13 protein-coding genes and 1 other annotated feature are annotated in these 15,360 nt (G+C 30.3%); of the genes, 11 read left to right on the forward strand and 2 right to left on the reverse strand.

The window, feature by feature from the left end; translation table 11 throughout:
- The 3 genes from B8965_RS08020 to B8965_RS08030 form a co-directional block, all read left to right on the forward strand.
- Positions 1-466: IS3 family transposase (locus tag B8965_RS08020; protein ID WP_144015890.1), on the forward strand; the 466-nt coding region annotated here is incomplete at its 5' end.
- Between the two features lie 149 nt (positions 467-615).
- Positions 616-849, forward strand: a binding site (T-box leader).
- 75 nt (positions 850-924) lie between these two features.
- Positions 925-4,023, forward strand: coding sequence for an isoleucine--tRNA ligase (ileS, locus tag B8965_RS08025; RefSeq protein ID WP_084053470.1), 3,099 nt, complete (start codon positions 925-927; stop codon positions 4,021-4,023).
- Between the two features lie 166 nt (positions 4,024-4,189).
- On the forward strand, positions 4,190-4,984 hold the full coding sequence (locus B8965_RS08030; protein WP_084053472.1) for a 4Fe-4S binding protein: 795 nt from the start codon (positions 4,190-4,192) through the stop codon (positions 4,982-4,984).
- 149 nt (positions 4,985-5,133) lie between these two features.
- Here the strand turns inward: B8965_RS08030 and B8965_RS08035 are convergent, their stop codons facing one another.
- The gene (locus B8965_RS08035; protein WP_084053474.1) at positions 5,134-6,843 is read right to left on the reverse strand and encodes an ABC transporter ATP-binding protein; all 1,710 of its coding nucleotides are present in this window, start codon (positions 6,841-6,843) and stop codon (positions 5,134-5,136) included.
- Between the two features lie 104 nt (positions 6,844-6,947).
- Between B8965_RS08035 and B8965_RS08040 the strand changes: the two genes are divergently transcribed.
- The 4 genes from B8965_RS08040 (at position 6,948) to B8965_RS08055 (ending at position 9,890) form a co-directional block, all read left to right on the forward strand.
- On the forward strand, positions 6,948-7,655 hold the full coding sequence (locus tag B8965_RS08040; protein ID WP_084053476.1) for a M48 family metallopeptidase: 708 nt from the start codon (positions 6,948-6,950) through the stop codon (positions 7,653-7,655).
- Positions 7,656-8,082: 427 nt separating this feature from the next.
- Positions 8,083-8,622 carry a DUF5698 domain-containing protein gene (locus B8965_RS08045; RefSeq protein WP_084053478.1) on the forward strand — a complete coding sequence of 180 codons (540 nt, stop codon included), beginning with the start codon at positions 8,083-8,085 and terminating at the stop codon, positions 8,620-8,622.
- A gap of 78 nt (positions 8,623-8,700) precedes the next feature.
- Positions 8,701-9,435 (forward strand): Fic family protein, encoded by a 735-nt coding sequence (locus B8965_RS08050; RefSeq protein ID WP_084053480.1) that lies wholly within the window; start codon positions 8,701-8,703, stop codon positions 9,433-9,435.
- A 62-nt stretch (positions 9,436-9,497) separates the two neighbouring features.
- Positions 9,498-9,890, forward strand: a complete 393-nt coding sequence (locus B8965_RS08055) for a bacteriohemerythrin (RefSeq protein ID WP_084053482.1) — start codon at positions 9,498-9,500, stop codon at positions 9,888-9,890.
- A 128-nt stretch (positions 9,891-10,018) separates the two neighbouring features.
- Here the strand turns inward: B8965_RS08055 and B8965_RS08060 are convergent, their stop codons facing one another.
- Positions 10,019-11,287: a M14 family metallopeptidase gene (locus B8965_RS08060; RefSeq protein WP_084053484.1), complete on the reverse strand. Its 1,269-nt coding sequence runs from the start codon at positions 11,285-11,287 to the stop codon at positions 10,019-10,021.
- Between the two features lie 210 nt (positions 11,288-11,497).
- Here B8965_RS08060 and B8965_RS08065 point away from each other — a divergent pair, with 210 nt between their 5' ends.
- The 4 genes from B8965_RS08065 (at position 11,498) to B8965_RS08080 (ending at position 15,309) form a co-directional block, all read left to right on the forward strand.
- On the forward strand, positions 11,498-12,904 hold the full coding sequence (locus B8965_RS08065; protein WP_084053486.1) for an aminopeptidase: 1,407 nt from the start codon (positions 11,498-11,500) through the stop codon (positions 12,902-12,904).
- A gap of 35 nt (positions 12,905-12,939) precedes the next feature.
- The gene (locus B8965_RS08070) at positions 12,940-14,220 is read left to right on the forward strand and encodes an HD domain-containing phosphohydrolase (RefSeq protein ID WP_084053488.1); all 1,281 of its coding nucleotides are present in this window, start codon (positions 12,940-12,942) and stop codon (positions 14,218-14,220) included.
- A gap of 75 nt (positions 14,221-14,295) precedes the next feature.
- Entirely contained in the window at positions 14,296-14,475 is a 180-nt protein-coding gene (locus tag B8965_RS08075; RefSeq protein ID WP_084053490.1) for a type Z 30S ribosomal protein S14, read from the forward strand.
- 297 nt (positions 14,476-14,772) lie between these two features.
- Positions 14,773-15,309, forward strand: coding sequence for a YcxB family protein (locus B8965_RS08080; RefSeq protein ID WP_084053492.1), 537 nt, complete (start codon positions 14,773-14,775; stop codon positions 15,307-15,309).
- Positions 15,310-15,360 lie beyond the last annotated feature (51 nt).

Here is a 15,360-nt window from a genome sequence, read left to right on the forward strand (position 1 = left end):
GTGCACTGATTTCACCTATATACACCTTTTAAATGGTAGTTTAAGGTATAATTGCTCAATTCTTGATTTATATGATCGTAGTATTGTTGCGACTAAAACTACAAATTACATGACTGCTGATCTAGCAATAGAAACATTAAATGAAGCTTTGGCAAATAATAAACCTGAAGAAAATTTGATACTCCACAGCGATCAGGGGGTGCAGTACACTTCGAAATCATTTACAGAATATTGTAGTAATAACAAGATCATACAATCAATGAGTAAGGCTGGGTGTCCGTACGATAATGCCCCTATGGAATCCTTTTTTTGTAAATTAAAAAACGAACATATTAAGCATTATGAAATAAAAAATGATAATCATTTAAATTTTCTAATTAACGATTATGTTTATGGATATTATCATCATATCAGACCACATAGTGCCTTAGGTGGTAAAACCCCTTTTGAGGCTCGATTTACATAATTTATTCTATTAAGTGTTACAATTTTGCTTGACCAGGTCAAAATCATAGATATAAGATGCTATAGGAGGGAATAAAAAAGAGTATTAAAGATTTGACTTTACCTAGAATTTAAGTGTACAATTAATACACATGAATAAAATTAAAATTGTTATAGGCTATGATAAGGACAGTAATAAGAGGAAACTGCTTTTAGAGACATAATCATTTGGTGTAAGATTATGACAGTACCTTTTATGAAGATCACCTTGGAGCTAGGGATCTGAAATAATAGTAAGATCCTTCGTCTGAATACGTTACATTCGTCAAGTGATAAAATAGTAAGTTATGTTTTAAAATTACTATTTTATAATAAGGGTGGTACCGCGGTTAATTCGTCCCTAAGTCTTTTGACTTAGGGCTTTTTTAATTTTATAAACAATTATTTAAATTAGCCAGTAAGTAAGAAAGGATGAGTTAGATGAAAGAATATAAGAGCTTACCTAATGTTTCTGTAGCTCAAAGAGAAGAAAAAGTAGCTGATTATTGGGAAGAACAAAATATACTTGAAAAAAGTATTGAAAACCGTGAAGGTGAAAAGTCTTTTGTTTTTTATGAAGGACCTCCAACAGCTAATGGTAGACCTGGAATTCATCACGTTATCGCTAGAACTTTAAAAGATTCTGTTTGTAGATATAAAACTATGACAGGTCATCAAGTAAAAAGAAAAGCAGGCTGGGATACTCATGGTCTTCCGGTAGAAATTGAAGTAGAAAAACAATTAAATCTTAAAAGCAAACAAGAGGTAGAAAGTTACGGTATAGGTGGTTTTAACCAAAAGTGCAGAGAATCTGTCTTTGTTTATGAAAAACAATGGCGTGATATGACTAAAAGAATGGGTTATTCTATTGATTTAGATAATCCTTACATTACTTTAGATAATAATTATATAGAGTCTGTATGGTGGATTTTAGATAAGTTCTTTAAAGAAGGTTACATTTATGAAGGACATAAAATATTACCATATTGCCCACGTTGTGGTACTGGACTAGCTTCTCATGAAGTTTCTCAAGGATATAAGGAAATAAAATCTAATACCGTAATAGTTCCTTTTAAACGTAAAGACGTAGAGGAATATTTCTTAGTATGGACAACTACTCCTTGGACACTAGCAGCTAACGTTGCGTTAACTGTGCATCCAGAGGTAACTTATGTTAAAGCCAAGGCTAATGAGAAAATTTATTATGTTGCTCAAAATCTAGCTAAAAAAGTATTAGGGGAAGAATTTGAAGTCCTAGAAGAATTAAAAGGTAAAGATTTAGAGTATGTGGAATACGAGCAATTAATGCCATTTGAACAAACAGATAAAAAGGCGTTTTTTGTAACTTTAGCTGATTATGTAACCACAGAAGATGGTACTGGTATAGTTCATAGTGCCCCAGCTTTTGGTGAAGACGACTATCAAGTAGGAAGAAAATATGATTTACCTGTATTACAGCCGGTAGACGAAGAAGGAAAATATACAACTACTCCTTGGCAAGGTAGATTCGTTATTGATTGTGATGTAGATATTATTAAATGGTTACATGGTGAAGAAAAATTATTCCATAAGGAAAAATTTGAACATAATTATCCTCATTGCTGGAGATGTACTACACCTTTATTATATTACGGAAAACCAAGTTGGTACATTGAAATGACTAAGCTTAAAGATCAGTTAATAGCTAATAATAATTCTGTGAATTGGTTTCCGGATTATATAGGAGAAAAGCGTTTTGGAAACTGGCTTGAAAATCTAAATGATTGGGCTATATCTAGAGAACGTTATTGGGGAACCCCTTTAAATATTTGGAGATGTGAATGCGGTCATACTACATCTGTAGGTTCTAGAAAAGAGTTAGCAGAAAAAGCGATTGAAAATATTGATGAGTCAATAGAATTACACAGACCATATGTGGACGATGTTCATATAAAATGTGATAAATGCGAGAAAACAATGACCAGGGTGAAAGAGGTAATAGACTGTTGGTTTGATAGTGGAGCTATGCCTTTTGCACAGGTTCATTATCCATTTGAAAATAAGGATAAATTTGATGAATTATTCCCAGCAGACTTTATCTGTGAAGGAATCGACCAAACTAGAGGATGGTTTTACTCACTCCTTGCTATTTCTACCTTTGTAAAAGGATCATCACCTTATAAAAATGTATTAGTAAACGATCTGATTTTAGACAAAGAAGGCAAAAAAATGTCTAAATCTAGAGGAAATACTGTAGATCCTTTTGAAATGTTTGATAAACATGGAGCAGATGCTTTAAGATGGTACTTATTACATGTGTCTCCAGCATGGACTCCTACAAAGTTTGATCTTGAGGGTTTAAAAGAAGTTCAAAGTAAATTTTTATCTACAATTCAAAACGTATATGCATTTTTCACTTTATATGCAAATATTGATGGCGTAGATATTAACGATTTCTTTATTGAATACAAGGATCGCCCTGAACTTGATAGATGGATTTTATCAAAATATAATAACTTAATTGCTGAAGTTAAAAATGATATGGATGTATTTGATTTAACAAAAGCTGTGCGTAAAATCCAAGACTTCTTAAATGAAGACTTATCAAATTGGTATATTAGAAGAGCTAGACGGAGATTTTGGGCTACTGAATTAACTCAGGATAAAAAAGCAGTTTATAATACTACGTATGAAATTTTAATCGGGGTTTCAAAATTAATTGCACCATTTGCGCCATTTATTTCTGAGGAAATTTATCAAAATCTAACTGGAGAAATGTCTGTACATTTAGCTGACTATCCAATGGTTAATAAAGATTTAATCCAAAAAGATATCGAAAAAAGAATGGATTTAGTTAGAGATTTAGTAGGACTTGGAAGAGCTGCAAGAGCTAAGGCTAAGATTAAGGTGCGTCAGCCTTTACAAAAAATATTAGTAGATGGAAAATTTGAAGACTTAATTTCAGATTTAATTCCATTAATTGATGAAGAGTTAAATATTAAAGAAGTTATATTTGAAAAGAACCTAAGTGATTTTATGGACTTTAGTTTAAAACCAAACTTTAAAACAGCTGGACCTATTTTAGGTAAGAAAATCAAACTATTAGGTAAAGCATTAGCTGATTTAGATCCAGCTAAAGTAGTACCTGAATTAGAAGCAGGAAAAAATATCGAGATTGATTTAGAAGGAGAAGTTACAGCTATCTCTAAAGAATTTGTTATGATTAACATCAATGCTAAAGAAGGCTTTACCGTAGAGATGGAAAATAACTTATTTGTTATCCTTGATACTACTTTAAACGAAGAGTTAATTAGTGAAGGTTTAGCAAGAGAGTTTATTTCTAAAGTACAACAAATGAGAAAAGGTAACGGGTATGAAGTAGCAGACAATATTAATATTTTCTTTGATGGTGATGCAGAAATAGCTAAGGCTGTCGATGTTCATAAAGAGTATATTATGCAAGAAACCTTAGCAGTTAAGATTGAAAAGGTAACTGATGATAGCATGGAAAAACAGAATTTAAATGAGCATAATACAGGAGTTAAATTAGAAAGAATATAATTTCTGTGCAAAATATTAATTAATATTTAAGCGGACTTCTCAAATTTGGAGAAGTCCCTTTTATAAAATAATAAGACGAAAAATTTCAAGAAGATACTTTTTAAAAATAACTTTTGATTTATTATAAGAGCTATTTATAAAGGGTATAATTTTAGGGGGAAAAATTATGAAAATTGAAAAAGTAAATTTAGTTTATTTTAGTCCTACTAAGTCAACTAAGAAAATAGTTAATAGTATAGCAGCCAGTTTTAACACGGAAATTGTTGATTACGATTATACGCATAAAATTAATAGTAAGGATGTTCCTTCTTTTGGAAGCAATGAGTTGGTTATTATAGGGTCACCTGTTTATGGTGGTAGAGTAGCAGGGGTAGCAGAGTCATTTTTTAAAAGCTTAAAAGGTAATAATACGCCTGTAGTGCCTGTAGTAGTTTATGGTAATAGGGATTTTGAAGATGCTTTATTAGAATTATCGGATTATCTTAAGGAGAATAATTTCAAGATGATAGGCGCAGGCGCTTTTGTTGCTGAACATTCCTATGGTAGAGAAATCGCAGGGGGTAGACCAGACACTGAAGATATTAATATTGCAAAGCTTTTGGGTGAAGAGATAAAGAAAAGATTAGAATCAGTAACTGATTTAAGTGAAATACAAGAAATTAAAGTAAGTGGAAACCACCCATATAAAGAAAGGCCACCAGTTGGAGAACCTTGGGCTCCAATAACAACAGATGATTGTACTGAGTGCGGTATTTGTGTGAGCGCTTGTCCTATGGCAATTGTGAGTCCTAAAAATCCACGTGAAATCACTAATTCCCAGCTATGTATTCATTGCTGTAGCTGTATCAAAGCTTGTCCTTATGATGCCAAACTCTTTACAGCTGAACCTTATAAAAAGATAAAACAGTTTTTACTTGATAATTGTAGTTCGGTTAATAAAAAACCAAAGTTATTTATTTAGAATATAATTAAGAATATTTTGAGGAAAAACCCAAATTGTCTGTTTAGTATTAACTAAAAAGACTCCAAGCAAAAAAAGTAAAGTGTAGCTTATAAAGTAGACATATAAAAAATTCTACCTATAAGCTACACTAAATTGCAGGAGCTTTTTTAAAATTGAGCCTGATATAAATTATAGTAAACACCTTGATTTTTCATTAAGGAATCATGAGTTCCTTCTTCGACAATACCATCTTCAGTTAAAACTAAAATTCTCTGGGCATGTTTAATGGTTCCTAATCTATGGGCAATTATTAAAGTAGTACGATCTTTAGTGAGTTTATTAAAAGATTCTTGAATTATTTTTTCGGTCTCGTTGTCTAAAGCCGAAGTAGCTTCATCAAGAATTAAGATACTAGGGTTTTTTAAAAATAATCTCGCTATTGATAGTCTTTGCTTTTGACCCCCAGATAATTTAGTTCCTCTTTCTCCGATATAAGTGTCATATCCATCTTCTAAAGCCATAATAAACTCGTGAGCATTTGCAGCTTTAGCTGCGTTAATTATCTCTTTATTTGTGGCATCCCTTTTACCATAAGAGATATTATCCCGTACAGAACCAGAAAAAAGAAATACATCTTGCTGGATAATACCCATATTTTCACGTAAAGAGTGCTGCGTAATATTTCTAATATCTAAATCATCAATTTTTATACTGCCACTATCAACTTCATAAAGCCTTGGAATTAAATTAGATAAAGTAGTTTTCCCGCTCCCGGAAGGGCCTACAATAGCAATCATTTCTTTAGGATTTATGGTTAAATTGATATCTTTAAGGACAGCTTTATTTTTTGTATAACTAAAGTTAACATTATCAAAAGTAATTTTACCGGTAACCTTATTAAGGGTGATCGCTTCTTTAGAATCAGTAATTTCAGGCTGTAAATCTAAGGATTCCATAAATCTTCTAAATCCAGCCATTCCTCTTTGATATATTTCCATCAAATCCACAATTTTTCTAATTGGTTTCATAAACATGGATACATAAAGGAAAAATCCTACAAATTCCCCTACTTTGAGTTGATTATAGTAAATTAAAGCTCCTCCGATGACTAGTACACTTAGATTAATTAGATTACTGATAAAATCGATTCCCGCATAAAAAGAGCCCATAACTTTAAAAGATCTTTCTTTGGTTTCTTTAAAAGACTTATTACCTAAATCAAATTTTTCTTCTTCAAATGCTTCATTTGTATAGGTTTTTACTGTTCTAATTCCGGAAATACTATCTTCAGCTTGTGCATTAATATCAGCAATTCTCAAACGCATTTCCATAAAAATTTCGCGCATTTTCTTGTTTTTTACGGTCGCAAAATAAATTAAAATAAGAACATATAGAGTTACTACTAAGGATAACTGCCAGTTAATTGAAAACAAGATAGCTAAAGAACCCACAATTGTCACAGAAGCTATAAAGGTATCCTCAGGTCCATGATGAGCAAGTTCAGATATTTCATTCAAGTCATTTACAAGTCTAGACATGACATGTCCAGTTTTTGTATTATCAAAATAGCTAAAAGGTAATTTGTTAATATGGTGAAATAAATCTTTTCGCATATCGTATTCTAACCTTATACCAAGTACATGTCCCCAATAAGTAACTATGTAATAGAGAATGTATTTTAAAATGTAGAGAAATAAAAGACCAGCTCCAACCCATATAATCAGAGTAATGTTTTTGTTAGGCAAAAGATCATCAATAAATATTCTAACTATAGAAGGAAAAGCTAAATCTAATAAAGACATTAAAAAGGCACATGAAAAATCAAGCACAAATAATGGTAAATGGTTTTTATAATATTTTGCAAAACGTTTAAGCACTGTTATACTCCTTTATATTCTTTTTGGGAAGTTATTTTGGAAACTAAATGTTATTATAACATAAGTGAAAGCATTTAATAAATTAAGCAAAAGGTAGGTTGAAAATGAAGTTTAACTATAATGATCAAACTATTGAATTTACAGTAATTTATCGTAAAAGAAAAACTATAGAAATAAATATAAGTCCACCTGACATAATAACTGTTATATCTCCTATGTACATTGATGAAGAAAAACTCTTAAATGCTGTGAAATCAAAAGCTAAGTGGATTGTGAAAAAACTATCTGAACTTAAAGAAATTACACATCTTAAAATCGATAAAGAATATGTAAATGGAGAATTATTTTTATTTCTAGGTAGAGATTATCCCCTCTATATTACAATAGATGAAAAGATAAAAAGAACGGAAATAACTCTATATCAAGAAAGAATTCATCTAACCAGTAGTACTAATGAAAAAGATCAGCTTAGGGATACTATGCAAAAATGGTATAAAGAAAAGGCTTTAGAAAAAATCACAGAGCGGATTAACCATTATCAAGAATATATTGAAGTTAGACCTAATTTAGTAAGAATCAAGGATCAAAAGAAACGCTGGGGAAGTTGCAGTTCAAAAAGAAATCTTAATTTTAACCTGCGCTGTATAATGGCGCCTCTTGAGGTACTGGATTATATAATTGTACATGAAATGTGTCATTTGGTTCATTTTAATCATTCCAAAGAGTTTTGGATTTTGGTAAAGAGTATTATCCCTGATTATGAAAACCATCGCCAGTGGTTAAAAATTAATGGAATTAGGATGGAATTGTAAAATACTTCTTGTTAATTAAGCTATCAAATGGTATAATAACTAGATTAGTAGTTTAGTTAGGGAACAAAATAATAATATAAACCCAATATTTTTATTAGATGCCTTCCATCATTTTGTTATAAATAAAGGATTTGCTGAAATCCTATTTGTAACGAAACCCATAAATATTCCAATGATTTAATGAAAGTAAATTCATCCACTCTTGAATTATCCATTTTCAATATGAATTATTTAATATTTAATTATTTTACTAATAGCACGTCGTTAGTTGTTTTTTTGTGTAAAAAAACATGGTGATTTGATGTGTCTAAATTTAAAGACCGGTATAGACATTTTAGATCCAAAATTTAGAACTAGAAAGTCTAAATAGATATAAGGCTTTTTTAGTGTGAAATTTAAAATAAAATTAGAAAAAGAGGTTAGAATTTTGACAAAGGAAGTTATATTAGCGTTAGTTGGTTTATTCTTGATTACATCATTTACAAATATTTTAGCAACACTTAAAACAATGTTAATTTCAAAAAAGATTATGAATCCAGTGTATTTTGTAGTATTTTTAGATGCTTTAATTTTTGCTACAGTAGTTACTAAAGTAACAAGTTCGGTAGGATTTCATTATACAGTTGCATATGGATTAGGGAGAACGGCAGGAGTATATATTGGAAGTAAACTTGAAGAGCGTTTAGCTCTTGGAATATTAGAGGTCGATATATTTTTTAATAATAAAAGTAAAATGACAAGTGTTGCCGAAAGTCTGAGAGAAGAAGGATATACGGTTAATAATTATCTAGCAAGTGGATATCACGAAGATGTACGATATAAAGTAGAAGTGGTTATTAAAAGAAAAGAATTTAAAGTTTTAGAGAAAATTCTAGATGAATGTGGTGTGCAGAATCCAACCCTTAAAATAAAGAATTTAAGTAAAGTAGAAGGTAAAATAACGACAACTAGAACACAGATGACATAGGAATAATTTTTCCCAGAGGATGTACGATATTTGCTATAATGGTAATAATGTATAATTCTTAAAAAGGAAGTGAAGTAAATGAATGAACAATTTCAAGCTGTTATGGAAAAGAAAAATATTCTAGAAAGTAAAAAACCTATTCCAGAAGATAATCTAAAGGTAATTAAGGAAAAAGTTTGGTTAGAGTGGATTTATAATTCATTGGCTTTAGATGGAAATAGCTTAACTTTAAATGAGACTAAAGATGTATTAGAAGGAAAAGTATTGGATAGTAAAACTCCACGGGAGCAACAGGAAGTATTAAATCATAAGGAAGTTATTGAATATATTGAAAATTTAGTAGCTAAAAAAGAACCCCTAAAAGAAGAGCAATTACAAGAAATTAATAAATTGCTTTTAGGAGGCATATCAAATAAGTTTGCTGGATTTTATAAAAACCATGAAGACGTTGTAGCAGGAGATGACCGTTCTGCTACAGCTTATGCAACAGTAGAATATGATATGCAGAAATTAATGACTTGGTATGAGGAAAATAAAGATGAGTTTAATTTTGTAGAACTTTCTGCTTATATGCATGGTCTTTTTCTAGGTATAAGTCCATTTGTAGTTGATAATGGAAAGACAGCAAGATTTCTATTATCATTAGAATTGATGAAGGGTGGATACCCACCACTTGTAATTACCAAAGAAAATGGAGTAAAATATCGCGCATCTTTAGAAAGAGCTAATATAACTGGTGATTATGAGTACTTTCTTCAATACTTACTGTCAGAACTGGACAAAAGTTTAGATTTATATTTAGAAAACTTATAAGTAAGTTAATAATTAATAATTAAAAGCATAAAGTCTATTATATAAACGAGGGAGGGGAATAAATGATTAAATGGAGAGAAGAATATAGTACAGGTGTACAAAGTATTGATGAACAACATAAAAAATTAATTGAAATAGCTGATCGGGCTTTTAAACTTTTAAAAGATGATTTTTGTGTTGATAAATATGATAAAATTGTCAGCATTTTAGAGGAATTAAAAGATTACACTGTATATCATTTCCAGTCGGAAGAAGAATATATGATGAGCATTAGATATAAGAAACTATTTTCTCATAAAGCCCTACATGAAAAGTTTATTGAAAAGATTAATGAAGTTGATTTTAATAAGATAGATGAAGATCAAAATGAGTACATACTTGGGATTTTAGAATTTATAGTTACTTGGATTGAAAATCATATCTTGGGTAATGATAAATTAATAGGAAAAGATTAGATTAAATTGCAAAAGGATCCTTATAAAAGTAAATGTCATAAAAATACTCCCCTTTAAAGTAACAGATTTATTTTTCAATCTGTCTACCTAAAGGGGAGTTTATTAATTTTTGTCCTACATGTTTTTTATTAAATTATAGAAGCTAATAAAAGAGCCTCTTCATTATTTTGATAAATCATAGGAAACTGCTCAATTGGAAGAGGATTTTTTCCTAATCCGACTTCGAATGTATAACCTGGCTTTCTATACTCTAGTATAAACCAATCTTTAAACCCGGAATAAGAAGTTATTCCATAAGTTTGGGCTAATTCATAACCAGTAGCTTTTGCAAAAGCTTCGCCAATTTTTCTTGCTTCGGCTGAGGCCATATTCTCAAAGTCCCAATAAATTTCTTGACCTTGAGAGTGATAAGCAAGGGTAAGTCTAAAATCGTGTTGTTTTACAAAATTAACAACTGCCTGAGTTTCTGGCTCAGATAATGGCGCAGGACCAGAGTACCTAGTAGGACCAGGACCATAAATACCTAATGCTTCTTCAGCTTCTTTTCCTTCTTGCCATTTAGCAGGGTAATTATGATTTAAATCTACTCCTCTTATATTTGCCTGCCAAACTTTACTGAAATCTTTACTTCCTTTATTCCATTTAATTAAATTGTTGTAGTATGGAAAACTTGGGTCTAATCCATTTAATACTAAATTTACACCATCTGGGTTTACCATAGGCATAATGTAAATACTGCTTTCTTTCCAGATTTGATCTAAATTATAACCACGCAAAATCTTTCCATCAGTATAACTTTTTAGAAAATTTTCTGTAAATTTCATCAATAAAGGACTGGTAATCCATTCTAGCGCATGGTGAGCTGCGTTATAGAAAACTTCATTTTTTCCGGTACCTAATCTGATATAATAAAGGTTTTTTCCTAAAACACTTTTACCGACTACTCCTACTTCTATAAAAGGATATCTTGCTTTTAAACCTTCAATATCTCTTTTCAAAATTTCATAAGTATAATCAATTTTAGTATCAATAAGATCAATACCATAAGGGATTGTTAGACGTTGACCTATGTAAAGATTATCTGGATCTATTCCTGGATTTGCTGCAATAATTTTACCTACGGTTGTATAATAGTTGCGGGCAATTTTCCAAAGAGTATCACCTTTTTGAACATAATAAATATCATAACCTTTTAAAAATTTTTCAAGTACTGTATAGGTATTTGGCCCTATTATACCATCTGGAGTGAGATTATTATCTTTTTGAAAACTTCTTACAGCTTTAAATGTTTTCGTTCCATAATATCCATCTATGGGTCCAGGATTATATCCAATTTGCACCAATAATGATTGAATTTCTTTGACAACAGTTCCCTTTGAACCTATTTTTAAAATCATGTATATTCTCCTTAGTATTTTTTACTAGTTTATGCATTTAAGCGAATTGTGTGCCTGGACTAAATTAATTTTTATAATGTAGCCAAATTTATTTTTAAAACTTCTTCCATAAACTACATATTATTATTTTGATTTATATAATATAATGTGAGTACAATGGATAAAATAACATTGGATAAATCCAATAGTATATATTATGGAGGAATAGTAATGAGTAAAAGCAATGATTTGACGATGAAAAATGAAGTAGCATGGGATAAATATTCTGAGGAAGACTTACAAAAGGTTTTTAGTTTAAGTGAGAGATATAAAGAATTTATGTCTAAATGTAAAACTGAAAGGGAATGTGTGACAGAATTTGTTCGACTTGCAAAAGCAAGAGGATATAAAAATTTAGATGAAATAATAAAAAATGGAGAAAAATTAAAAGCTGGTGATAAGGTTTATGCAAATAATATGGGCAAAACTTTAGCTATGTTTGTTATTGGAAAGGAGCCTTTAGAAAAGGGTCTTAAAATTTTAGGCGCCCATGTAGATTCACCAAGACTTGATTTAAAACAAAATCCCTTATATGAAGATGCTGATTTAGCTTTATTTGATACTCATTATTATGGAGGAGTAAAAAAATATCAGTGGGTAACCTTACCTTTAGCTATTCACGGTGTAGTTGCTAAAAAGGATGGCACTGTTGTAGAAATTGTTATTGGAGAAGATGATAATGATCCGGTTGTAGGCGTATCAGATCTATTGATTCATTTAGCAACTGATCAATTAGGTAAAAAAGGTAACAAGGTCATTGAAGGGGAAGATTTAAATGTTTTAATAGGAAGTATTCCAATTAAAGATAAAGAAACAAAAGATAGAGTTAAGAAAAATATTTTACAGATTTTAAATGAAAAATATGGTATAGATGAAAGTGATTTTATCTCTGCTGAGCTAGAAATAGTACCAGCAGGAAAGGCAAGAGATTATGGTTTAGATAAAAGTATGGTTATGGCTTATGGTCATGATGATAGAATTTGTTCATATACCTCTTATGAAGCCTTGGTACAAATAGAAGAAATAGATAAAACATGTGTAGCCTTATTTGTCGATAAGGAGGAAATAGGTAGTGTCGGTGCAACTGGAATGCAATCAAAGTTCTTTGAAAATGCAGTAGCAGAAGTAATGGATAGAGTAGGAGATTATAGTGAACTAAAATTAAGAAGATGCTTAGCTAATTCTAAAATGCTATCTTCAGACGTTAGTGCTGCATTTGACCCTAATTATCCATCTGTAATGGAAAAGAAAAATGCAGCATTTTTTGGAAGAGGAATAGTATTTAATAAATATACAGGTTCAAGAGGAAAATCGGGATCAAATGATGCTAACGCAGAGTACATGGCCGAAATAAGACAAATGATGGATAAACATAATGTTACTTGGCAAACTGCTGAGCTTGGTAAAGTTGATCAAGGCGGCGGAGGGACTATAGCCTATATTTTAGCTCAATATAATATGGAGGTTATAGATTGTGGAGTTGCTTTACATAATATGCATGCTCCATGGGAGGTAGCAAGTAAGGCAGATATTTATGAAACCACTAGAGGCTATCATGCTTTTTTAATAGAAGCCTAGGATTTTTTAATTAGTGATTTATTGGAGAGAGAGAGATGGAAAATCAAATAAGAATATCTCTATATGATTTAGTGTTATGTGTTGCTAACACTTTTGATTTAACGAGCCCAGTGCTTATTAATCATCATAAGAGAACAGGGTATATAGCATTTACTATAGCCATGGAAATGGGATTGCCTCTTAATGAGCAAGTTAATATTCTTTATGCAGGTTTGCTACATGATTGTGGATCTTTTGACACGACAAAGAAAAAGGAATTAGTAAAATTTAAGTTTTCAGAGGAAATCAAAGAGCGAAACTATCATGGTTATTTAGGTTACTTATTATTAAAGGATTATGAACCCTTTTCTGAGGTAGCAGATATAGTTAAATATCATCATGTTTACTGGTCTGAACGTGATGATATGCAGGAAAGGGTTTTACTTGGTAGTAATATTTTGCATTTAGCTGACCGCATAGAAATCCTAATTGATAAAGATAAATCTATATTAGATCAGGTAGATGATATTATAGATATCATCGAGCGAGAAAAAGGTGTAATGTTTTCACCTCTAGCTGTAGAGGCCTTCAAAAACTTAAGCGTTAAGGAAAGTTTTTGGTTTTATCTAAATACAAATTTCGTAGAATCTTTTATTGAAAGTAAAGATATTAGTACAAAGTTAGAGCTTACGACTAAAGACATTCTAAGATTAGGTAATTTACTACATAAAATCATAGATTATAGAAATAAATTTACTGCTACACATTCTGTAGGTGTATCAATAAGTAGTGCACAATTAGCACAAGTTATGGGCTTTAATAATAAAGAATGTGAAATGATGAAAATAGCAGGACTAATTCATGATATGGGAAAGTTAGCTATACCTCCAGATATTATAGAAAAACCGGGTAAATTAACAAAGCAGGAATATAATATTATGAAAAGTCATACTTTTTATTCTTATAATATTTTAAATAAAATAAATGAATTAAAAACCATTAATGAGTGGGCTTCTTTTCACCATGAACGTCTAGATGGATCTGGATATCCTTTTCGTTTAACCGATAAAGAGCTTTCAAAAGGTTCTAAAATTATGGCAGTAGCTGATGTTTTTACAGCCTTATCTGAAGATAGACCATATAGAGCTGGAATGTCTACAGGAGAAGTAGGGCGAATTCTTCAAACTATGGCTAATGATTTTAAACTAGATAAAGAAGTAGTGTCGATTTTAAAAAATAATTATGCCCAAATAGATTCTTTGCGTATTGAAGCTCAACTTAAAGCTGAAAAAGAATATACAAAATTCGAACAAGAAATATTATTTAATTATTATTAAATAATATTTTATCGGGGACAATATAATTGGAGCTAAAACTAAGTTGTAGTTATGTTTTTAAGGAGGTAATAAATAGTGGCTAAAACTTCATTTATAGTAAGAAAGGATCCTAAATATAAGGTGCGTGAAGTGAATAGATGTAAAGTCTGTGGTCGACCACGTGCTTATATGCGTAAGTTTGGATTATGTCGAGTATGTTTTAGGAAATTTGCATACGAAGGACAATTACCGGGAGTAACAAAATCAAGTTGGTAAAATTATCAAGGCTGAAATTAATAAAGAGTGTAAACAATACAAAACCCATAAATATATCTAAGGTTTTACCTTTTTCTAAAGGGTAAAACCTTTTTAATTTTGATGAGATTTTAAAATAAATAAATCACGGACAAGAAAACTGAAGGATATAGAAATTTTTTATCGAATATATAAATGTAGATATAGAAAGTTTAATGAAAGGTAGGTGTAAAAAGCATATTTCAAAAAATCAGGCATATTAAATAAAGGGAATGCTAATATTGCAATTATTAATATACTATTATTGGAGGAATTATCATGCAAATAGAGTATGAAATAACGAATGACGATATACTAGACTTTAAAATGCATACAGCCGAAAATACTAAATCGATACAACAATATTTATATTTTAGTCGCTATGTTGTAGCTTGTATTTTTTTAGCTACTCCTTTTATTATAAATGGATTTAGAGGAGATTCTTTAAATAAATTATTACCTTTATTTACGATACCATTTTTTTTATGGATTATTTTTTATCCTGTTTATCATAAAAACAAGTATAAAAGATTTTTTACAAAAAATATGGAAAAGGGCAAAGATTATAAAGAACTAATTGGAAAACATAGCGTAACAGTTGGCCCCAAAAAGGTAATTGATATAAATACAAAAGGTGAATCTAAATTTAAATGGAATGAAGTTGTTAAAGTAGATAAAAACAAACAGAATGCTTTTATTTATACTTCTGAGACTAAGGCTATTATTATTCCAGCAAGAACATTTGAAAATCAAAATAGTTTTAATGAATTTATAAAGACAATAAAAAAATATTTTAACGAAGCAAAACATAAATGAAACAATTAAATTAGTGCAAACTTTATTTTAAATCTCAAGAAAACATCTCTT

The organism is Desulfonispora thiosulfatigenes DSM 11270, assembly GCF_900176035.1.
In the GTDB taxonomy this organism is placed as follows: Bacteria; Bacillota; Peptococcia; order Peptococcales; family Desulfonisporaceae; genus Desulfonispora; species Desulfonispora thiosulfatigenes.